Below are 21728 nucleotides of genomic sequence, written 5' to 3'. Positions count from 1 at the left end.
GGAACCGGTGAACGGGCCGCAGGACGAAGGCGAAGCGGCGGCGCACGGAGGCGGTGCGGAGGACGGGAACGAAGAGTTCGAGCCTGCAGCCGACGCGTTGCATGAGGACACGGAACCGGGGGAACTGCTGCCGTCGGGCCCCGGACGGGACGCGAACAGGCCCGCCAACGTCCACCCGACGGCATGGGAATTGGCCCGCGTCCTGCGCCCCCTCTTCGACGCCCTGGGCACGTCCATGACCGCGTACGGCGTGAGACGGCACCTCCACAAGTCCACCGTGTCCCGCTACCTGAACGGCGTGCAGGTGCCACCGGTCGACTTCGTGGAAAACCTGTTCGTCGACTACGTACGCGTCACACAGGCCTCCCCGGCACGTCAGCTGCGCGAGCACGTCATGCGGCTGCAGAGCGAGGCGATGCGCGCCACCAACCCCCAGGGATGGCAGATCCAGGACCTCCGGGCGAAGTGGAGCGCGGCCGAGGGCCGCAGGGAACGGGCCGAGCAAGAGGCACAAAGGATCCAGCAGGACCTCGACGACACCTGCGACCGCCTCGCACGGTCACAGGTCGACCAGGACACGCTGCGCGAGGAGACCACCCGACTGGCCCTCGCCCGGGACCAACTGCTGCGCAAAATGGACTTCCTGGAGAGCGAACGGCGAGCGGCCGAGCAGCGCGCCGCAGACTACGAGGCCCAGTGCCACACACTGGCGCAGCGACTGGAGGCCGCCGAGACGGCGGAGGAACGCGCGATCGCGGACCGGGACGCCGCGGTCGAGAACACCCGCCTGCAAGCGGAACGGCAGGCGCGCCGCGAGCTCACCGGCGCCGCACCGCCAGGCCCCGGAGCCGGCGAAAACCGACGCCGTCATGTGCTGTTCGCCGGCCCGGACGCCCCGTGGGCCGCCTGGCTGTGGTGCAGGCTTGCCGAGCCCCGAACCACCGTATCCGCCGAACCGCTCTCCGCGCTCCCTGGGGAGAGCGTCGTGGAACTTCTCCAAGCGCACCTGCACACAGCCGACCTTCTTCTGGTGCTCAGTAGCCGCCTGCACGAGATGGCCCGCTACACACCCGCGGAACGGTCCGAGGCGTTCCGCCTGATCGGCGAGCGGCACCCGGGCCGACTGACCGTCGTCGTTCCGGACCGCACGACCTGTGATGCCCACGACGGCGTGAGCATCGCCGAGCTGGGCGGCGCGAGCGCGAGCGAGGCCGACCGGATCCTGCGCCGTGCGATGGGCTGGGCCGAGTCACCCGCGCCCCCCGCACTCGTCGAGGCGCTACCGACCGGGCACCCTGGCACCTGGGGGCGGGTCCCGCGCCGCGACGACCGGTTCACCGGTCGCGACACACTGCTGTGGACCATCCACCAAGAGCTCACGGCAGACGCATTCCCACCAAGTACGCCCCCGCCCGCGGCGGACACGATCCGCGCCCCCGCGTCCCAGGGCGAGGCCGGCGTTCCGTCCAAAGGCCCGGCGGACCCCGCCGGCGACGACGTGGACGGCGCCGAGCACCCGCCGGCCTCAGCCGTCCGGGCCCTCGTCGGCATGCCCGGCGTCGGCAAGACGGCGGTGGCCGTCGAGTACGCCCATCGATTCAGCGGGCTCTACGACGTTGTCTGGTGGGTGGACGCGAGTTCCCAGGACACCGTGCGCTCGGCGCTCGCCCAGCTCGCCGAGGAACTCGCCGCCCCCCGCGGGGAGCCCGGGGCCGAGCTGGACGCCCTGTACACCGCACTGCGCTCCCCCAGCCGGCACGATGGCGGCCGACGCATCCTCCTGGTCTTCGACGGCGCCGAGGATCCCTCGGCGCTGGCACCGATGTTGCCCGGCCACGCCGTCCGCATCCTGATCACCACACAGAACCGCGCCTGGGAGCGCTACGCCGCCGATCTGATCGACGTGCCCTGTTTCACCAGGTCGGAGAGCCTGGCCTGCGTGACCCGCTTCGACCCCAAGCGCGGCCTGCACGGCGACCGGGCCCTCGCTCAAGCGGTAGGCGACCATCCGGGAGCCCTGGTACGGGCCATGACGGAGCACTGCCCGGGAGACGAGGTGCGCCTGCCCACCCTGGCAGAGGCGATGGGCCGACTGCACACCCATGCACCACAGGCGCGGCTGCTCCTGCGGATGAGCGACTGCTTCGCCCAGGGCGCAGTCCCCTTGCGGTGGCTGCGGCCCCTGCCCACCCCGGACGGCACCGCATGGGAGGCCACCGCACACGCATTGGCGGAAGCCTCGCTGGCACACATCGACGACACTGCCACCGTCCACGTGCATCCCCTCGTACGCAGGACCGCAGTGCGCGGCGCCTACCACGACCACCTGCACCAGGCCTCGGTCCTCGCCGTGGACGCGCTGACCCGGGCCGACCCGCAGCTACCGGAAACCCCCGCTCAGTGGCCGCGATACACCGCACTCCTGCCGCACCTCGAAACCTCCGGAGCCTTGGACAGCAACGCCCCGGCCGCCCGCCGTCTCGTCAGCAACTGCCTCACCTACTGTCGCTGGTCCGGCGATCGCCAGGGTATCCACCTGGCGACACGCGCCGCCGCGGGGCGCGCCGCGCTCGATGGGCCCAAAAAGCCGGACCACGAACTGCTCGCCATGCGGGTGCGTCTGCTGCACGAGGCCGGCCGGATCCGACAGGCTGGGGAACTACTCGCGCAGACGGACATGCGGAAGAAGGATCCGCACGCGAGCCGTCACCTCGTCGCCGCCAAGACCACCGCCCTCCTCGGCGCCGGCCGCTACGAGGAGGCAGACAGACACGCACGTGCCGCCTACGAGGACCAGCTCACCGCATCGGGCGCCGACGCCCCGGGCACCATCCAGGCCCGCGCTCTGCTGACGGAGTGCGCCCGCGCTCTCGGCCACTGGGAGCGGTCCCTGGAACTGAGCACGGAAGTACTGACGCAGTACCGCAAGGTCATGCCCTGGGCACTACAGGCCCACTACGCCCGCAGCCGCCACGCCCTGGACCTGCGGTTGCTGGGCCGCTACACGGAAGCGGAGGACGAGCAGACCGCCGCCCTGCACGGCCTCATCCCGCTGCTCGGGCCCCTGCACCCCCAAACCATCGCTGCCAAATACGAGTTGGCCATGTGCCGATGGCACGTCGGACATCCGAAGGACGCCGCCTCTCAGCTCGACCGCTTACGCCGAATCGTGCTGCGTCTACCAGACGCGGGCCCGCTGTCCCTGCAGGTGCTGGCCGCCTACTCGTGGGTCGCCCGCCACACCACGGAGGGCGACCCGGCCGACATCAGCGGCAGCCAGGCCCTGGACGGCTACCGGGCGATGCTCCCCGACGGACATCCGCACCTGCTCGGCCTCGCGGCCAACGCGGCGCTGGCGGCAGCGGGCTCCCATCTGGGACAGGCCCGCTCCGCTCTCGAACACAGCTGGCGCGAACTGCGCACGAAGCTCGGCCCGGCACATCCATGGGTCCTGGGCCTCGCCCTCGCACTCTCCGGGAGCCGGTGCGCCGAAGGCGATGGGGACGACGCAGCCGAGTTGAGCGGCACATCCCGGGAGAAGGCTGCCACCGCGCTCGGCGCCCGCCATCCGGTCACCCTGCTGCTGACGGCAGCACATGCCGCCGATCTGCGGGCCCTCGGTCGGATCGAGCGCGCGGACGAGCTCGACGGCCTCGCCCGCCGCGAGCTCGGCCGGCATCACGCGGGCCACCCCCAGACCCAAGCGGTGACCGAAGGCAGGCGCCCGGTCTGGGAGTTCGAGCCCCTGCCCCTGCACGGACTGCCGTGACCTGCCCAGCTCCGTCGCGGGCGACAGCCGCCTAGCAGGACGGCCACACGACGTCCAGCAATTTCGCCACCAGGGCTCGCACCGCCCCCGACAGGGCGGCCGCGGCCAGCACCACCCGCGGGCTCCTTCGGTCTTGTTCACGGTTACGGTTCATACCGACCTCCCCAGCATGTTCCCGGTCATCCGCCGAGATGGGATCACCCTCCCGACGACCAGGCCGTTGCCGAAGACTCAACACGTTGCGTCTCCCGCTCAACACGCCCCCACCCCCGTCGATTTGCGCGTTGCCGGCCAGCGACAGGCGCCCTCTGGAGCTGAGGTCGATGGCGCGCACCGGGGGGCGACTGCTTCGTGGCGTCTCAGACCATCCGGTACACCTGCCGCCGCGGGCGACGGCTTGGCGCTTGGCCCGCCGGATCCGCAACCGACTCCACCTGCGCGGCATCCTCGGCCGCGAGGGGCCACAAACGACGCTGTTGGGGTCGTCCACCGGCGGACTGCGGGCGGTGATCGTTTGCCGACCGGCTCCCGTTGCGCTGCCGAAGACGGCCGTCAGCACAGCCGCCTCGGGAACGCGGGACCGGTAGGTGCACAGGACCAGCTCAACCACTACCCCTCCCCAACGGATGCCTTGCCGGGCTTTTTGGGGTTGACCTCAAGTCGGGTTGAGCTTCTAGGTTGAGTGCGGGTTCGAACGCACAGATGTCGACTTGCCTGGGAGGAACGGCCGTGAGGACGCTGGTACTGGGAAGGACGCCCGCCAGGGTGACGGAGGTGCTGGCCACGCTGCGCGCGGACGGCTTTGACGCGGAGGGAGTGAGCACCGACGAGGAGGCCCGAAGACTGTTAGAGACCGGAGAGTTCGGGGCGCTGATCATTGGCGGTGGTGTGGAGCCAGACTCTCGCGCAGCGATCAAGGAAGTCGCGGCGGAACACCGGGTGCGGCGGGTGATCGACGGTGCCCTGACGGCGCCGTTCGACGCCTACGTGCGGCGCGAGTTCGAGCCGCTGATCCGAGAGGCCGCCTCAAAAGGGTGACGGACACGGCCGCCTGGGCGCCAATCGACCGCAGTTAGGCGTCAATCCTCAGTATCCGCGTCCCTTCTATAGCAGCCCCGAGACGCAGAGGAGGAAAACTGGGGTAGGTCGTTTCGGAAGAAGCGAATGGTCAAGTTCGATGGCTGTGGATTTTGCAGTTCATTGACAGCTGGCTCAGAAATGATCAGGCAGAACTTTTTGATTGAGGGATTCCGGTCCCCTGCACGGCGAAGCTCAAGAGAGCCGTCGTACTGACCTGCCTTGTACATCCAGTTTTGGGCCCGGAACTCGAATGACGGCTGTTGAGGCTTGTCCTGGCTGACGATGAACGGCGCCGGATCGCCACTCCAATTATTGTTGACAGTATCCGTGGTTGGGTCGTACCTCCATTCAACGCTCTGCCTCCAGTAGAATACTGGCCTCGCCGAAGACGAGAGGGAGCCAGTAGGGGTGAGGTCTAGACGGGCGTCCCGGATCACGTCGACTTTTTCGGTCTTGAACCTGGTGGACACTGTCGGCTGCACGTACAAGCGAACACCATGTCCCACCTTTTCAAGGCGAATCAGGTGAGGGAGCGTCACGTCGACGTCAGGTGACCGCCGCAGTTCGAAGAAGTTGTACAGCGAAACAGCGAGGGCGACGACAGCAGCAACGGTAGCGGACCACTTGTGGACGGCATCGAATCGTCGCCCTCTCCGAGACCGCAACGGCCTCCTCGCAGCATCTTCCATCCCCCTACTCTGCCCGGAGAACACAGCGCTCCGTCTGCTGCGCTACTCCGTATGGCTACGCGAAATGCGCCCTACGGGGGTTCATGCACCCTGTGGCGGCTACCGGACGATCACCCTGGAGCACCGACTCGATGTCCCGACCAACCGGAGGCGTACGCCCACGGTGTGGGCAGGCGCGTTCAGCTCAAGGACTTCATCCGTGGCCCATCCTCCACAACGGCCTGGTGGCCGGAGCCATCGGTCCCATGGAGACCTTGGCCGACACCACCGGCACCGCCCGTCTGCTGCCTCAGTACTTCGGCATGCTGCCCCAATACCGCGGCCGCGGAGACGGCCGGTGGCGTGCGGCGATGCACTGGGGCCACCGGCTTGAGTCTCCAGTAGGTGGAGACGGCAGAGTGAGGGCATGGACGTTACGACCCTCTGCTCGATCGGGGAGCTGTCCCGGCGGACCGGCTTGTCCGTGAGGACCATCCGGTTCTACTCCGACGCGGGGGTGGTGGCGCCGACCACCCGAAGCCCCGCCGGCTACCGGCTCTACGACGTCGACGCACTGCTTCGCCTGGAACTCCTCCGCACACTGCGCGAACTGGGCATGGACCTGGCCACGATTCAACAGGTCCTGGACCGCGAGCTCTCGCTGGCGGACGTCGCAGCGGCACACGCCGACGCCCTGGATGTCCAGCTCCGAGTGCTCCAGCTGCGTCGGAGTGTTCTGCGAGTCGTGGCCCGCCGGGGCTCCGATCCGGAGGAGATCAAGCTCATGTACAGGCTCACGCAGTTGTCCGCCGACGAACGCCGTCGTTTGATCGACGAGTTCCTGGACGGAACCTTCGGCACAGCGGATGCCGATCAGGCCGCGGTGGCCATGGTCCGCGCCGCCACTCCCGACCTGCCCGACGACCCGTCCGGCGAGCAGGTCGCCGCGTGGGTGGAGCTCGCCGAGCTGGTCGGCGACGACGACTTCCGGGCCCGGATGCGCCGTACGGCCGTACGCCAGGCCACCGGGCGCCCGCTCGACATCGAGAGCGAGGCCGGCGAGGACCTGACGGACTTCACCCGCCAGATGGTGGCCGAGGCCATGGAGGCGGGCATCGACCCGCTCAGCGACAGGGCCGTAGCCATCATCGACGATCTTGTGCACCGCTTCGCCGAGGTGTTCACGCGCACCCCCGACACGGCATTCCGGGACTGGATGGCCCAGCAGTTCGAGGAGGGTCACGACCCCGAGGCGGACCGGTACTGGCGGCTGGTGTGGATCGTCAACGGCTGGGAGGTGGTCCCCGGCCTGACCCCGGTGTACCCCTGGCTCGTCCAAGCCCTGCGCAACGACGACGCCGCCTAGGTGCCGTCTCCTTGGCCGGTGCTGGCCGCGTCAACCAGCCACCGGTCTTCGGTGCTCGGGACCCCGCTCACGATCCGGTCTCGCCGTACGCGGAAGTGTCGCGCGGCTCAGTACGAGTGGTGGGCCTGCCAGTACGACCAGGCCGCGCAGGGGCTGCCGTACCGCTGGTTCATGTAGTTCAGGCCCCATTTGATCTGCGTGGCCGGGTTGGTCCTCCAGTCGGCGCCCGCGCTCGCCATCTTGGAGCCGGGGTATGCCTGGACGAGACCGTAGGCACCGGAAGGGTTGAGGGCGCGATAGTTCCAGGTGGACTCGTGGGCCACGATGTTGCTGAAGCACTGGAACTGGCCCGCGCCCACGATCTGACGCGCCATCGCCTGAATCTGCGCGACGGTGTAGGAACTCGGAACGGGCACGGGCACGGGCACGGGGACGGAGGGGCGTGCAGTGGAGCGGACGGCGGCCTCATGGGCGACCCTGCGCTCCCTGGCTTCCGCTTCGGCCTTCTGCGCCGCGTGTCGCTTGGCCACCGCGTCCACTGCGGCTTGCCTCCGGGCGGACTCCTCGGCGACCTTCTTCGCGGTCGTGTCGGCGGCGATGGCCTGGGCGTCGGCCTGCTGCGTCAAGGGCGCGCTCTGTATCCGGGCTTGCTGACCCGCCGGGACGTCCGCGAGAAGCGTCGCATCGTTGGCCGTTGCCCCGGCACCGATTCCGGGCTCGCCGGTACTGCTGGAGGCAACACCGCTGACGGCGCCCACCGCGGTGACGGCCGTGGCCGAAGCCACCGCGAGTCCCCGGACCGAAATCCTGGTCGCGCCGCTACCCGGACTGCGGTGTCTCCGGGCGACACGGGCCGTCGCCGCGGTGCCGGGACGGCCGGCGGCCAGACCGGCCGAACGGTTCGAGTGCATAGGTCCCCCCAAGTGAAGTGCGGTCATCGCCTCCTATACGCACGGGCCCAGAACCGGGTTGCATCGATCGTGACCCTTCCTCGGAACCACGACCAGTGCAACACCATGCCCGCATTCCCAGGTCGTTCAGCTGATTCTCATCATGAGGCCGCACACTCCGGGTGTGGTGTCGGCCGCCTGTCGGCCCAGAATCGACGATTCGTCAGAGTCGCTGTCCGACACGCCACTTGCACGGCTGTTGAAGGAATGTCCGGGGGATAACAGTCATGAGGAATGCGTTCAGGCGCCTGAGCCTGCGGTTGAGGCTTGGTCTGTCCGCCGCCTTGGCGGTGACCATCGCCGTCAGTGCCGTCGCTATCGCGTCGTGGCTGTGACCAAGCAGCAGCTGACCGATCAGCTGGACTCCAACCTGCAGAACGTGCAGGCGTCGCCGGGATACGTACAGGAACTGCTGAGCCTCTGTGGCGCTGAGCTGCCGGGTCAGGATCAGCGCACCGAGACACCCACGCCCTATGTGGTGCAAGTCATCACGTCCGACGGCACGGTCTGCGTCGCGCCAGGCCACAAGAAGCTGAAGGTCGGCGCGTCCGACCTTGCCGTGGCTCGGGGCATCCTCAGGTCGGCGGTCCACGACACCGTGTCAGCCGACGGCCAGAAGATGCGCGTCTCCACCACCCGCCCGAACACGCCGCCACGGTTCTCCGGAGGCTACGCCGTATCGATCGCCCAGTCGTTCGGTGTCGTCGACAAGCCATTGAACAGTCTTGCCCTCTGGTTGCTGGGGTTCTCGGGAATCGGCATCATCGGGGCGGCGACAGTGGGTATCGCCATCAGCCGTGGCGGTCTGAGACCGGTGGAAGATCTGACCCGGGCGGCAGAACACATCGCTCGGACACAGGACTTGGCCATCCGCATCCCGGCTGACGGTGGCGACGAGATCGCCCGGCTCTCCAAGAGCTTCAACGAGATGACAGAAGCGCTGGCGGTCTCGCGAGACAGTCAACAGCAGCTGATCGCCGACGCCGGCCACGAGTTGCGTACACCGCTGACATCGCTCCGCGCGAACGTCCAGCTGCTGGCCAGGAGCTACCGGTCCGGCCGAAAGCTCCCCGAGAAGGTGATGGACGATCTGCTTCCACCGGTTCTGGCGTTCCCCGACGTCTCGCAGCATGCCGGGAAGCGGCTTGGGCCTGGCCATTGTGGCGAAAGCGGTCGAGGGAGCGGGTGGCACCGTGACACTGCGGGCCGCTGCCGCTCGGGGAACCGAAGCAGTCGTACGAATCCCAGGTACCCGGACACCGCCCCCGGAGGGACCCGGCATCCCCTGAAGCCAAGGCGGTCGCGTCCGCAGCAACGCGGCTCCAGGGTCCCAGGTGTCAGGTATCAGGTATCAGGTGTCAGGCGGCGGAACCCTCGGAGCCCGTCCGCTCGTAGCGGCTGGGGAACGGGAAGTAGGACTCCAGGAAGGCCTGGAGTCGGCTGGCGAGGTGATCCCGCTGCTCGGCGGGGGTGTTGACGTCGTTGAGGCAGAAGAAGTCGAAGCGGCGGGTCGCCAGCAGATCTGCCATGCGGTCGGCGGCGTCGGGCCGGGCGACGTCGATGTAGCGCAGCTTGAACGATCCCGGCACGGCTCGGCCGGTGAGATACGCGTGGTGGTGGTGCAGTGACGCGCCCATGGCGATGTCGGTGGTGTCCCGGAGGCGGGATCGACTGGTGCGGTCCACGTCCTCGGCGAACCGCTCCTCGATGTCGCGCATCACGGACCGGATCTGCGGGTGCGGGGTGTGCATGAACTTGTTCACGGTGAACCGCGCGTGCTCGCTCAGCAGGAGGCGGCGGACGTTCTTGCCCGCGGCGTTGGGCGCGGGCTCGTCCGGGTGGGGGGCGCCCAAGCCCAACTGGAACGGCGAGAAGGGGAGCTTGGCGATGCCGTTGCCGTGGAAGAAGTGCCCGGCGGTGACGGGGCGACCGACGAAGACGTCGTCGTTCAAGTAGAGGTAGCGCTCGGACAGGCCGTCGATGTGGTGGAGTTGGGTCTCGATGGCGTGGGAGTTGAACACCGGTAGTGCGGTCGGGTCGCTGAAGACGTCCTTGTGGTCGATGACCTGGATCCCGGCGGCGCCGGTGTCGAGCCAGTCAGGGGTCTGGCCGTCGGTCACGAGGTAGACGGTGCGGACGAACGGGGCGTACATCTGCAGGGAGCGCAGGGAGTACTTCAGTTCGTCGTGGCTGGTGTAGCGCGAGGCGCCGGTCTCACGGGCGTGGATGCGGGGGGCGGCGCCGTCGCCGAGGTGGGCCTGGCGCCTGGCGGCGTGGACGGGGTCGTTCCCGTCGACCCAGGTGTAGACGACGTCGATGGGGAAGTCGACGGCGTCGATGGTGGGCTGGAGGAAGTCGGCCCACGTGGGGTAGGTCCGGTCGGCTACGTCACGGGTTGCCGGAACGAGAGCGTCGGCGGGCAGGACATCCGAGACGGCGTTGGAACGCGGTGCGACCAGGGCTCCGGCGAGCACGGGACGCGGGGTCTGGGTGCGCAGGGCCTCGATCCGTTCGGCTGCCCGCTCGTCGCCGCTGTCCTCGGCTGCGAGGAGTTCGTCGCCCTCGCGCCAGAACTCCACGTCACAGCCCTGGGAGAGATCGGCGAGCACCTGGTCCGCGGGTCCCAGCAGGATTTCGCCGAAGCGGATGGCGTCGCCTCGCTTGAGTGCCGTGGGCAGGGCGCCGTCCGCGTACAGGGCCGTGTCGGCCGGCCAGGGGTCCTTGCCGGGCTTCATGGCGTACAGGGCCGTCGACGCGTACAGCTTTCGCAACGCGTCCAGCAGTGCCTTGCGGTCCCCGAGGCGCACCCCGACGACGTGCCGCAGTGGTGAGCGGCCGGGCACCAGGAAGTACTGGACGCCCGCATGGTCCAGGGCGTCGGCGACGAGGGCCAGATTTCGGGCCGATGCCCCGGCCGCTGTGAGCGACTTCACCCGGCGACCGAAGTACGTACGGCCTCCCGCGGAGAATTCCGCCAGCTCGGCGTCGCCCGCGAGCAGCTTCCCGCGGCGGTCCGCGATCTTGTCAGCGCGTTCACGTTCGGCCGCACGTCGCTTCTGGTCAGCCGCCTCGGCTTCTGCTCGGCGACGCACCTCTTCGCGCTCGCGCTCCCGACGCTCGCGAACGGAGGCGGGGAGGAGCCGCTCACCTGCGGTCTTCAGTCGCGACGGCATGACGTGATCGGTTCCTTCTTCGCAGCGGACGACTGCCTCGGCCGGTTCACGGCCCTGGCGGACATGACGGATAACGAAATCCGCTGATCATACTAAGCCGGTTTCGATCGCGATCTCTTTCAGCAGCCATAATGCCGCCACACGTAGCCATGTAGAACATAATTGGATATTTCGGACAGTTGGCAGGGGCTCAGTACCGGCTTCTGAACAGGGCCCGGTCGCCAGCGAATTCACCGGTCATGGCCGCCGCCGCGAGCCGGTCCGCGAAGCGCTCGTACGCCGCGTACTCCACGTCGGACAGGTCGACACGGCGGGCGCCCTGACCGAACCGCTCGGGCGCCAGAGCACCGGCCAGGATGTCGACGTCTTCGTCGGGGGCGAGCGCCAGGACGGCCACGGTCCGCTCCACCGTGCCGAGGTACGCACCCGGACTCGGCACGCTTTCGATGTCCGCCGCACCATCGGCGCCGTGGGTCACCCGCAGGGAGGGGTTCGCCTTCGCGCCGACCCGGACGGCGCGCCGGACGCGCGCGAGGGCCCGAAGGTCCGACTCGTCGAGGGTGACCGGATGGAGCGGGATTAGACGCCTGCCGTCCGGGGCGTGGAGCATGCTGCCACGGGTGGGGTCATCATGTGTGGCGTTCAGGGCCCCACTACCGACCAGGGCCGACGGGAACGCGCGATGGATGTTGCTCCAGGCGTCGAGGGCGGTCGGTGCGTCGAGATCGCTGATGTTCTCCAGGCCGGCGGGCCACGCGGGCGCGACCTGGTCGCCGATGCCGGACCGCCGGGCGGACCAGGCCGCGTGGTAAGGCGCGAGCAGCAGGTCGTGGGTCATGCGGAAGTCGTGGAGCCAGTCCGGGTCGCGGGGGACGAGGCGGAGCGTGGTGGTTCTCGTTCCGGTGCCGCTCTGGGCGGGGGTCATGAACGACCTCTCAAGGGGTTCCGAGAAGTCACCGACTCGACCGAGACGGTGACATCGACATCGACATCGACATCGACATCGACAACATATCGTCAGAACGACGATATGCCTAGGGCGCGAGGAATCACGTACGCGGACGAGCCGCCGTCGAGAGCCCTACCATGGAGCCGGTGACGAAGACACAGCCCACGACGGGCAGTTCGGACTGGGCGCGCCTCACATCGGGGACCGACCACGATTGGCGCGTCCCCCTTCTGTGGCTGTCCGGGCTCGGCTACAACCGCGCCGCACCCACCGAGCTGCTCGTCAGGCTGCTGGACATCGGCGAGACCAGCATGCTGTACCGTCACGACCTGCCCGACGGGGTCATGGATGCCGCGATCACCCACCCCAGGGAGGACGTCCGTGCCGACGTCGTGACCATCTGCGGTCGTCGGCTCTCCCCCGACCAGGCGGAACGACTCTCCGGCACCTCGCCCGAACCTGCCTTGCGCGAACGGTTGACGGGGCTCGCCGCGGAGAGCGCCGTGGCCCGACGGATGCGCCGAGGCGTCGAGCCAGCGCCGGAACCCTACGCCGCGCCGCCCACCACACCGGCCGAAATCGCCGCGATGGCCGCCGAGGTTCCCGACATCGCCCCGGACAGGCTGACGACGGCACTGTGGTGGATCGGCGCGCTCCACGAAAACCCCGACGCCATGCGACTGCTCGCCGCCTCTCCCAAGTTGCTGGTCCGCCGCAGCGTCGCCAGAGCACCACGTCTGCCCGCGGACGTGGTCGACCTGCTCGCCCGGGACGAGGACGACGTGGTGCAGCTCTTCCTCGCCGAGTCCTGCGACGACGCGCCACCCGAGATGCTCCTCGCGGTGGCCGGCTGGTGGAACGGAAGCTTCTCGTTCCCGGGCCGGCCCCTCAACCATCCCAACTTCCCCCGCGCGGGCCTGCTGCGCTTCGCCACTGACCCCAACCCGCGACTGCGGGCACTCGCGCACCACGATCCCGCCTCCACCGCCGCAGATGTCGAACGGGCCGCCGGCGACCCCCATGAGACCGTCCGCAGAGCGGCGGCTGAGGACCACCGGCTCGCAGCCGAAACGGCGATCGTCCTCTCCGGGGATCTGGAGGACGGGGTACGACTGCGCGCCTGGACGAACCCTGCCCTGCCTCCGCACGCGCTGGTACCGCTCCTGCTCGCACTGCGCAGCGCAGAGATGGCCGTCAAGAACCCTGGCATACCGGTCCCGGTCATGCACAGACTGGTGGACTACGCCACTCCCCTGCTGCATGCCGCTGAGCGCCGGGCCGAAGAACGGAAGGCAGCAGGTCCATCGTGACGACGGGTCAGCCCGTCGATCGTGCCGGACCGACCCGAGCCCATCCGGCGCCCGGCGTCAGGCGGACAGCCGACCCGCCACTACGCCGGCCGCCTTCTTCTTGGGAGCTGTGGAATTCCATGTCACGGACGTCCGCTCCGCCGTCGACGATCTCGACCGTGTAGTCGTACCCGCTGCACGTCGGCCTGGCCGGGAGGTCCAGCTTTCTGGGCTTCGTGAAACTGTCCTGCTTGAGCTCCGGCACGTCCTTGGGCTGCAAGAAGGTGCAAGGATCGACGTCGGTGAGCGGACTGCCGGTCTTTTCTCACGGTGCCTGAGGTCCTGGGCGGAGTCAGGCCGGCGGTGATGGCCGCGGGCTCGCGGCGGGCTCCTTCACTGCGGTTTCCACACGCGGAATCTCTGACGCGGTGGACTTCGCCTGGGTGGGGGCGGCCGCGAGGAGACTGACGTCGTCCCTCTCCCAGTCGATGGCGAACCGGTCGGCAGCCGTGTAGAGGGCGGTCACGGCGGCGAGCGGGGTGGGGTCCGTCAGGTCGGCCAGTACGGCGCAGGCTCGGTGGTCGCCGAATTCCCTGCCGCTGCTGTCGCGGCCTTCGGTGAGGCCATCGGTGGACAGCACCAGCAGGTCCCCGGTACCGAGGCGGGTGGTGCGCGTCCGCCAGGTGCCGGCTGGGGCTTCCAGGAGCGGGTGGACGATGGGGCCGGTGGCCTCCAGGCGCTCGACCGTGCCGTCGGCCCGGCGCAGGAACGGCTCCTCATGACCGGCGTTGACCCAGGTGAGGGTGGCGCGTGCCGGGTCCAGAACGGCGATCGCCAGGGTGGTGAAGCGCTCTTCCTCACCGACCAGGGCGAAATGCACCGCACGCACCGCCGTATCCAGCTCGGCGCCCAGCCGCAGACCCACCATGACCACGCTCTTCAGACGCACGGCCAGCAGTCCGGCGGCAACACCGTGCCCGCACACGTCGCCGAGGAAGACGGCGGTGGACCCGTCGGGCAGCGGCACGGTGCCAAGGTAGTCACCGGCGATCAGGCCCTCGGCAGCGCGCACGTCGCCGGCCGCCACGATGCCTGGGCCAGGGTCCTCCCGGGCGGCCAGGATCTCGTGCAGGCCCCTGACCGCGGGACCGACCTGGACGAGGGCTTCCTGGTCACGGCGGGACTGGCGTTCGGAGAGGTCCAGGCGACGGCGTACTCCTTCCGCCTCCTGGGTCAGGCGGCCGATCCAGCCACGGCCGATCACCCCAGGATGCCGGGCGGCCGTGTCTCCGCTGGCCGCGCGCCGCAGGTCCTTGGCGAGCGCTCCCGCGGGGGCGAGGTAGTGGCGTTGCAGTACCGCTGCCGCCACCACCGCCGCCACCAGCAACAGGGCGGACAGGCCGAGGATGTAGAGCATCACCCCGTTCATGTGCTTCGACGTGTCCTCCACGTCGAGAAGCCTGCGTCGCTCCAGCAGCGTCGCGAGCAGCCCTGCCCGGGCGTCGACCGCCGCGTAGGTGCCCGCGGCGGGACGCGCGCCGGCGGCGGACGCCGGCCGGGCGTACACCCGCACACCGTCCACCACCGTGCCGGGACGGGCGGCATCCAACCACCGGGTGACACTGCGGTCGAAGTCCACGGCCCCGGCGCGTACCTCGGTGTCCGCACCGGCGGCCAGCCGCCCCAACGCCTCCAGATGCTCTCCCAGCGCCACCCGGGCGTCCCCGCGCAGTTCCTCGCCCGCTGCTCCTACCAGTGCCGCGGCTCGCAGGTCGCCCAAGGACCCCCGGACGGAACCGAGTTCAGCGATGGCCGGGAGCCAACGGGTCTCGATGCGTCCTGCGGCCTGCTCGTGGTGCGCGTTCAGTACCAGTCCCACCACCGCGACGCCGACCGCCAGCACCGCCGCCACGCCGATCACGGCGATGAGCAGCAACCTGGACCCGTTCAGACCACGCAGCGACAGCACACGACCGACGCTACCGATGATCGAATCCCGCACCCGTGGCACCACGCCGGATCCCCTGGTCGAGGTACCGGGAGGCCATGGCGTCCCTGACCCGCCCGGTGCGCAGCCGCAGCGGTGTGGGCCGCCAAGACGAAGCCCTCGCCGGGGTGAGGGACCGTCGCTATGGCAGCCAGACCCCGTCGCGCATCACGACTCTCCCGCGCAGTTCCGGCTCGCCGCGCCAGGCGCGCACGGTCCTCGGGACCACGCGTACGTACAGGAAGGGACCTTCCTCGCCGCGGGGATCCCATCCGAACTTGTCGGCGAACGCCTCCGCCGCGTCGTCCGGCACCTCCTGGTCCGGGAAGCATTCGGCCTCACCCTGGAGGAGCACCACGTCGAAGGTGTCCGGTAGCGACAGACGGACGCGCGGCTCTTCACGGGCGTTCCGCGCGGTCGCGGAGGTGGCGCCGGTGCACATCCACACTGCTCGGCCGTCCCACGAGAACCACAGCGGCACCTGGTGGGGCCCGTGCTCAGGGTGAGCCGTCGACAGCCATACATCCCGCTCGGTGGCGAGGCGTTCCTGAACGTCGCGTACTCGCTCCGCCGTCCGGCGACGAACGATTCCCGTGGTCTCCATGAGGTGCGACCCTAGCCAAGCGGGCGCTCAGCGCGCCTGGGGCGCAGGACCTACTCCCAGCGACCGATCACCCATGCGGCCTTCGTCTCGGGGCGCCCTACTTCGGTGCCCGGGTGGCGGGCGTGAACCGCCAGGAGGCGACCGCTCCTCATCCGCCATGTCACAGATCGCCGGGCTGTCTTGTCTCAGGTGGTGAAGGCAGAGGCTTCCAACGGGAGGGTGATGGTCATGCGGGTGTTCGTGGCAGGCGGCAGTGGCGTACTGGGACGGCGTCTGGTGCCGCGACTACGAGCGGCCGGACACCAGGTGACGGCCACGACCACGAGCTCGGCGAAGGTGGCACAGCTCGCGCAACTGGGCGCGGACGGCGTGGTGATGGACGGGTTGGACGCGGCATCGGTCGGTGAGGCCGTGGCGAAGGCCCGGCCGGACGTGATCGTGCACCAGATGACCGCGATCTCCATGACGCATGCCGGCAAGCCCGACATCAAGCATCCGGACCGGTGGTTCGCCACCACCAACCGGCTGCGTACCGAGGGGACGGATCACCTGCTGGCGGCGGCCGAGGCGGCGGGTGTGTCCCACGTCGTTGCACAGGGCTACGCCTCCTGGAACGGCATCCGTGAGGGCGGCTGGGTGAAGACCGAACAGGACCCGCTGGACCTGCTCGAAGGGACGGCGGCGCACGTGGGGTTGAAGGCGCTGTGTCACGTCGAGGACGTCGTGCTCAAGGCCGGCGGCGCGGTCCTGCGGTACGGCGCCTTCTACGGGCCCGGCGCCATCGACGACCAGGTCGAACTGGTCCGCAAACGGCAGTATCCGCTGGTGGGGAGCGGCGCCGGCTACAGCTCGTGGGTGCATCTCGACGACGCGGCGAGCGCCACGGTCCTGGCCTTGGAGCAGAGGGCGAGGGGTGTGTTCAACGTCGTCGACGACGATCCGGCTCCGGCCCGCGAGTGGCTGCCTCACCTGGCGGCCTGCGCGGGGGCGAGGCGGCCGATGCGGGTCCCGGTCTGGCTCGCCCGGTTGCTGGCCGGCGATCAGGCGGTGGTCATGATGACCGAAGGACGCGGGTTCTCCAACGCCAAGGCGAAGCGCGAACTGGGCTGGCAACCGCGCTACCCCTCGTGGCGTCAGGGCTTCGAGGAGGAACTGGCGTGACCCGGGTCGAGGAGTTCCAGGAGCTGCGGCCGTTGTTGTTCTCGATCGGTTACCGGCTCCTGGGCAGCGTGAGCGAGGCGGAGGACGCCGTACAGGAGACCTGGTTGCGCTACGAGGCTTTGTCGGCCGCCCCCGTTTCGGCCAAGGCGTACCTGTCCACGGTGGTCACCCGCATCTCGATCAACACGCTGCGTTCCGCTCGCGTTCGGCGCGAGGAGTACGTCGGGCCGTGGTTCCCCGAACCGTTGCTGACCGATCCATACGAGGATCCCGAGCGCTCGGCCCAGCTGGCCGACTCGGTGTCGATGGCGGCCCTGCTCCTGCTGGAACGGCTCACCCCGCTGGAGCGCGCGGCGTTCGTGCTGCGGGAGGTGTTCGAGTTCGGCTTCCCGGAGATCGCCTCGGCGGTGGGCCGATCGGAGTCCGCGTGCCGTCAGCTCGTGGTGCGGGCGCGCCGTCACATGACCGCCGGGCGGCCGCGGTTCGAGGCCGACCGCCGCGAGCGCGAGGAGCTCGCGACACGGTTCTTCGGGGCCCTCGCGGAAGGGGATGTGGAGGCGCTGCGGGAATGGCTCGCCGCGGATGTGCAGATGGTGGCGGACAGCGGCGGCAAGGCCCCGCAATGGGCCCAGGGCTTCTTCGGCGTCGACCCCGTGTCCCGGGTACTCGCCCTGCTTCTCCCGCTGTTGGTGCGGATCGGCGGTGCGGTGGAGCCGCACCAGGTGAACGGACAGCCCGGCGCGATCTTCCGGGACCGGGACGGCAAGGTCATCAACACCTGGACGCTCGACGTCGTCGACGGTCGTATCCAGACGATCCGCACGGTGAGCAACCCCGACAAGCTCGGGCACGTGGGCCCGGTGGCGGATGCCTGGGCCGTCCTCCGCGAAGCGCAGCAGCCGGCCGAGAGCGCCGACTGAGCCGGACGGTCGGCGGGGCACCGGCATGCATACCGGTGCGCCGCCCCATGAGCCACGGCCAGGAGCGGACGAACACAGGAGAGGGAAAGGCATGACAAGGATCGGCATCGTCATCGGCAGCACACGTCCGGGCCGCAAGGGCGATCGAGTGGCCGAATGGGTGCGGCGGCTTGCGACGCAACACGCAGGCGGAGTGGCGGACTTCGAGCTTGTGGACCTGTCCGACCACGGGCTGCCGCTGCTCGACGAGGCCGTTCCCGCGGCCAGTGCGCCGGGCGGACAGCCGCACACCCGGCGATGGGCCGAGCGGATCGGCCGGTACGACGCGTACATCTTCGTCACACCCGAGTACAACACCGCTCCGCCCGCGTCCCTCACCAACGCCATCGACTACCTCCACCGGGAGTGGGGCGGGAAGCCCGTCGCCTACGTCGGGTACGGCATCTACGGTGCGGTCATGGCGGTGCAGAAGCTGCGTGCGCAGGCGGGCGTGCTGCGCATGGCGGACATCGGGCCCCAAGTGGCGCTGTCCTTGTACGAGGACTTCGTGGACTTCGCCGAGTTCCGGCCGCGGGAGCTGCACACGGCGGAGGTGCACCGCCTGGTCGACGAGCTGCTGGCGTGGTCACGGGCGCTCGGCGCGCTGCGCACAGCCGCGCCGCCAGTCCGCCAGAACGCCTAGTCACCGGGAAGGCAGCGGCCACCACAGGCCGCACGGTCGTCGGTCTACGGAGCGAACGCTGCCACCCGGCCGACTCCTCACCGGCCCGCCACTCGCCGCCGGGCCTCCTGCGAGGCGCTCGGCCGTCACCGCCCCGGCCGCGGGCCGCGAGCGGTGGCGAAGCGACGCTGATAGGCGGCGGGACTGACGGACAACTCCCGTACGAAGACGCGCCGCAGGCTCTCGTAGCTCGGGAAGCCGGCCAGGGCGGCTGCCTGCGTCGCGGTGTGCCCTTGATCGAGGAAGGCCTTGGCGAGGTCGAGCCGGATCGAGGCGACGTAGCGGGTCGGAGAGGTGGACAGCTCCTCACGGAACAGTCGTGTGAGATGCCGGGGGCTGACATGGAGGTGCTTGGCGAGTTCGCCGAGTGAATGGTCTCCGGAAGGATCCGCGAGGACCAGGTCCGCGACCTTGCGCAGGGCGGGTGACCGTGGCGGTGGCCCCTGCAACGGAGCGGAGAACTGCGACTGGCCTCCGGGGCGTTGCAGGTAGACCACCAGGGCGCGGGCGACGTCCCGGCTCAGCTCGGGCCCGTGGTCCTCCTCCACGAGGGCCAGCGCCAGGTCGATGCCCGCGGCGACGCCCGCCGACGTGTAGGTGGTGCCGTCGCGCACGTAGATGGCGTCGGGCTCGACGTGGGTCTTCGGACAGCGGGCGGCGAGCTCGCCTGCGACCTTCCAGTGGGTGGTGGCGCGCTTTCCGTCGAGCAGGCCGACGGCCCCCAGGACGAAGGCTCCGGTGCAGACGGAGGCGACACGGTGGGAGCGGATCGCCAGATCCCTCGCCGCCCCGATCAGATCGCGCGGGACGGGGGTCCTCGGGTAGACGTCCCCGCCCGGCACCACGAACGTAGCCGGGGCGGGCTCGACGGCCGGGCCGCCGTCGACGCCGATCCGGATGCCGACCGACGACCTGACGTCGGCACCGGTCGGCGACAGGAGGGCGACCCGATAGTCGGCACCGAGTCGATTGGCCTCGGCGAACACATCGGCGGGACCTGCGACGTCCAGGAGTTTCACCCCGTCGTAGACGAGGATCGCGACCCGGTGGTGTGTGTCGGAGGTCAAGGTTCTCTCCCAGGACGTCTCGGTGTGAGTGGCCACGGCGGCACCGCTCGTCTTCGAGAGTGCACGAGGCGCGCCGTGCGATGCGGGTCAGGACTCACCGGCCCATCCTGAGGTGGCCGTAATCGAGTGGTTCACGGCCGGACGGATGCGGTGCCGAAGCCCGCCCGGTCGGCAGTGTGGACAACGGACGCACAGTCCAGTGGCCCGTAGATCGCAGGGAGAGCACGGACAGATGATCGACTTCATCGCGGGGGTGGAGATCCCCGAGACCTCGGCAGTCGTGGAGGCCACGAGCCTTCTCCGGGAAACGACCGCTCCTCTGCTCTTCCACCATTCCCGGCGTGTCTTCCTCTTCGCCTCCCTGCACGCTCACAGGCTGGGCCTCCGGCCCGACCCCGAGCTGCTGTACATTTCGGCGATGTTCCACGACGCGGGTCTGCTGACCCCGTTCTCCGACGCGGAGCAGCGGTTCGAGCTCGACGGCGCCGACCACGCGCGCACGTTCCTGCGGGACCGGGGTTTCCCCGAGAGCGCCGCCGACGTGGTCTGGACGGCGATCGCGCTGCACACGACGCCGGGGATTCCCGGCCGGATGGGCCCGGAGATCGCCGCGACGAACTTCGGTGTGCTGACCGACGCGGTCGGCTGGGGCCTGGACCACCTGGAGGGCGACCAGGTGGACGAGATCGTCGCCGCCCATCCACGCGGAGACTTCAAGGGCGAGTTCCTGCAGACTTTCGTCGAGGGACTCAGGAACCGCCCGGACACCACGTACGGCACGGTCAGCGCGGACGTCCTGGAACACTTCGTTCCCGGTTTCCACCGCACGTCCATGGTGGAGCGCGTCATCCATGCGCCCTGGCCCCGGTGACGGTCGTCAGCACCACCCGCCGACGGCGTCCCGGTGCGCTCACCAGGCCCACCGCCCGGTTCGGCCGTACGGGCGAGGTGTCGGCGGCCGGAGCACGTCAGTCACCCGCGAAGGGCATCAACGCCCGGACAGAGGATTCCCTGCCGTGGACGATCGCGGCATCTCACCGCTTCCACGAGAGGAGCTGTCGTGCGAGCCATCACCGTCCGAGACCGCGAAGCCGGGGTCAATGGGCCGGCCCTGGAGGACCTGCCGCACCCGCACGCCGCCGAGAACGACGTCATCGTGCGGGTGCACGCGGCGGGTTTCACCCGGGGTGAGCTCGACTGGCCCGGAACCTGGACCGATAGGGCCGGCCGTGACCGCACGCCCTCGGTGCCGGGGCACGAGGTCTCGGGAGTGGTGACGGAACTCGGCTACGGGACCACCGGGCTCACCGTCGGCCAGCGCGTCTTCGGGCTGACCGACTGGACCCGTGACGGCTCGCTCGCCGAGTACGTAGCCGTCGAAGCCCGCAACCTCGCTCCGCTGCCCGCCGACATCGACCACACGGTGGCAGCGGCGCTGCCGATCTCGGGACTGACCGCCTGGCAGGGTCTGTTCGACCACGCGCGCCTCACCACCGGCCAGACCGTGCTGGTCCACGGTGCCGCCGGAGGCGTCGGCTCGATCGCCGTCCAGCTGGCCCGCCAGGCGGGAGCCCGTGTCATCGGCACGGGCCGGTCCACCGACCGGGACACCGTCCTCGGTCTGGGCGCCGATACGTTCCTCGCCCTGGACACCGACCCATGGGCGGCAGCCGATCAGGTCGACGTGGTGTTCGACGTGATCGGCGGCACGGTCCTCGAACGCTCGGCCCCGCTCGTGCGCGCCGGCGGCACGCTCGTCACCATCGCCCACCCGCCGACCGTGCGCCCAGAGGACGGGCGGTCCGTCTTCTTCGTCGTGGAACCCGACCGCGCGCGTCTCGCCGACCTCGCGCAGCGACTTCGGGACGGACGACTCGAGGTGCGCGTCGGCTCCGTCCGCCCACTGGCCGAGGCAGCCGCCGCCTTTGCGCCGGACCGGCGCGTCGACGGCCGCACGATCATCCGCGTCGCCGAGTAGTGAGTCGGGGGCGGGGTGCGCCCTCGCCCTCGCCGTGACCAGCGAT

General features: G+C 69.8%; 18 protein-coding genes and 1 pseudogene. 11 read left to right on the top strand and 8 right to left on the bottom strand.

The features are described 5' to 3' along the window. Positions 1-7: 7 nt before the first annotated feature. On the top strand, positions 8-3769 hold the full coding sequence (locus ACF08B_RS29635; RefSeq protein ID WP_392320202.1) for an NB-ARC domain-containing protein: 3762 nt from the start codon (positions 8-10) through the stop codon (positions 3767-3769). A gap of 31 nt (positions 3770-3800) precedes the next feature. On the opposite strand, the gene ACF08B_RS29630 is transcribed toward ACF08B_RS29635, so the two are convergent. Then, on the bottom strand, positions 3801-3923 hold the full coding sequence (locus ACF08B_RS29630) for a hypothetical protein (protein ID WP_392320201.1): 123 nt from the start codon (positions 3921-3923) through the stop codon (positions 3801-3803). 575 nt (positions 3924-4498) lie between these two features. Here ACF08B_RS29630 and ACF08B_RS29625 point away from each other — a divergent pair. Beyond that, entirely contained in the window at positions 4499-4807 is a 309-nt protein-coding gene (locus tag ACF08B_RS29625; protein WP_392320200.1) for a hypothetical protein, read from the top strand. A 41-nt stretch (positions 4808-4848) separates the two neighbouring features. On the opposite strand, the gene ACF08B_RS29620 is transcribed toward ACF08B_RS29625, so the two are convergent. Further along, a complete protein-coding gene (locus tag ACF08B_RS29620) occupies positions 4849-5538 on the bottom strand; it encodes a hypothetical protein (RefSeq protein ID WP_392320199.1) in 690 nt (229 codons plus the stop codon). 406 nt (positions 5539-5944) lie between these two features. On the opposite strand from ACF08B_RS29620, the gene ACF08B_RS29615 reads away from it, so the two are divergent. After that, a complete protein-coding gene (locus ACF08B_RS29615) occupies positions 5945-6883 on the top strand; it encodes a MerR family transcriptional regulator (RefSeq protein WP_392320198.1) in 939 nt (312 codons plus the stop codon). A gap of 107 nt (positions 6884-6990) precedes the next feature. On the opposite strand, the gene ACF08B_RS29610 is transcribed toward ACF08B_RS29615, so the two are convergent. After that, positions 6991-7821, bottom strand: a complete 831-nt coding sequence (locus ACF08B_RS29610; protein ID WP_392320197.1) for a transglycosylase SLT domain-containing protein — start codon at positions 7819-7821, stop codon at positions 6991-6993. 115 nt (positions 7822-7936) lie between these two features. On the opposite strand from ACF08B_RS29610, the pseudogene ACF08B_RS29605 reads away from it, so the two are divergent. Further along, positions 7937-8863: pseudogene (locus tag ACF08B_RS29605) on the top strand (HAMP domain-containing protein); the annotation flags it as partial. Between the two features lie 100 nt (positions 8864-8963). Further along, positions 8964-9122, top strand: a complete 159-nt coding sequence (locus ACF08B_RS29600) for a hypothetical protein (protein WP_392320256.1) — start codon at positions 8964-8966, stop codon at positions 9120-9122. Positions 9123-9191: 69 nt separating this feature from the next. Here the strand turns inward: ACF08B_RS29600 and ACF08B_RS29595 are convergent, their stop codons facing one another. Both ACF08B_RS29595 and ACF08B_RS29590 read right to left on the bottom strand, forming a co-directional pair. Next, positions 9192-11006 carry a stealth family protein gene (locus ACF08B_RS29595; protein ID WP_392320196.1) on the bottom strand — a complete coding sequence of 605 codons (1815 nt, stop codon included), beginning with the start codon at positions 11004-11006 and terminating at the stop codon, positions 9192-9194. 190 nt (positions 11007-11196) lie between these two features. After that, complete coding sequence (locus ACF08B_RS29590) at positions 11197-11931, bottom strand: hypothetical protein (protein ID WP_392320195.1); 735 nt, start codon at positions 11929-11931, stop codon at positions 11197-11199. Positions 11932-12101: 170 nt separating this feature from the next. Here ACF08B_RS29590 and ACF08B_RS29585 point away from each other — a divergent pair, with 170 nt between their 5' ends. Next, positions 12102-13265: a hypothetical protein gene (locus ACF08B_RS29585; RefSeq protein WP_392320194.1), complete on the top strand. Its 1164-nt coding sequence runs from the start codon at positions 12102-12104 to the stop codon at positions 13263-13265. A gap of 331 nt (positions 13266-13596) precedes the next feature. On the opposite strand, the gene ACF08B_RS29580 is transcribed toward ACF08B_RS29585, so the two are convergent. Together ACF08B_RS29580 and ACF08B_RS29575 are read right to left on the bottom strand one after the other, a co-directional pair. Continuing rightward, positions 13597-15213, bottom strand: coding sequence for a PP2C family protein-serine/threonine phosphatase (locus ACF08B_RS29580; RefSeq protein ID WP_392320193.1), 1617 nt, complete (start codon positions 15211-15213; stop codon positions 13597-13599). Positions 15214-15373: 160 nt separating this feature from the next. Further along, positions 15374-15835, bottom strand: coding sequence for a pyridoxamine 5'-phosphate oxidase family protein (locus ACF08B_RS29575; RefSeq protein ID WP_392320192.1), 462 nt, complete (start codon positions 15833-15835; stop codon positions 15374-15376). Positions 15836-16057: 222 nt separating this feature from the next. Between ACF08B_RS29575 and ACF08B_RS29570 the strand changes: the two genes are divergently transcribed. The 3 genes from ACF08B_RS29570 to ACF08B_RS29560 all read left to right on the top strand — a co-directional run bounded on the left by ACF08B_RS29570 (position 16058) and on the right by ACF08B_RS29560 (position 18598). Next, positions 16058-16996, top strand: coding sequence for an NAD-dependent epimerase/dehydratase family protein (locus ACF08B_RS29570; protein ID WP_392320255.1), 939 nt, complete (start codon positions 16058-16060; stop codon positions 16994-16996). Further along, positions 16993-17916 carry an RNA polymerase sigma-70 factor gene (locus ACF08B_RS29565; protein WP_392320191.1) on the top strand — a complete coding sequence of 308 codons (924 nt, stop codon included), beginning with the start codon at positions 16993-16995 and terminating at the stop codon, positions 17914-17916. The genes ACF08B_RS29570 and ACF08B_RS29565 overlap by 4 nt, the downstream gene beginning before the upstream one ends. Before the next feature lie 91 nt (positions 17917-18007). Beyond that, entirely contained in the window at positions 18008-18598 is a 591-nt protein-coding gene (locus ACF08B_RS29560) for an NADPH-dependent FMN reductase (RefSeq protein ID WP_392320190.1), read from the top strand. Between the two features lie 125 nt (positions 18599-18723). Here the strand turns inward: ACF08B_RS29560 and ACF08B_RS29555 are convergent, their stop codons facing one another. Continuing rightward, entirely contained in the window at positions 18724-19704 is a 981-nt protein-coding gene (locus tag ACF08B_RS29555; protein WP_392320189.1) for a GlxA family transcriptional regulator, read from the bottom strand. A gap of 232 nt (positions 19705-19936) precedes the next feature. Between ACF08B_RS29555 and ACF08B_RS29550 the strand changes: the two genes are divergently transcribed. Together ACF08B_RS29550 and ACF08B_RS29545 are read left to right on the top strand one after the other, a co-directional pair. After that, positions 19937-20575: an HD domain-containing protein gene (locus ACF08B_RS29550; protein ID WP_392320188.1), complete on the top strand. Its 639-nt coding sequence runs from the start codon at positions 19937-19939 to the stop codon at positions 20573-20575. Positions 20576-20764: 189 nt separating this feature from the next. Then, positions 20765-21682, top strand: a complete 918-nt coding sequence (locus ACF08B_RS29545; protein ID WP_392320187.1) for an NADP-dependent oxidoreductase — start codon at positions 20765-20767, stop codon at positions 21680-21682. Positions 21683-21728 lie beyond the last annotated feature (46 nt).

Origin of the sequence: Streptomyces sp. NPDC015139, from assembly GCF_043079785.1 — a bacterium.
In the GTDB taxonomy this organism is placed as follows: domain Bacteria; phylum Actinomycetota; class Actinomycetes; order Streptomycetales; family Streptomycetaceae; genus Streptomyces; species Streptomyces albidocamelliae.
This window is presented reverse-complemented; position numbering and strand designations above follow the sequence as displayed.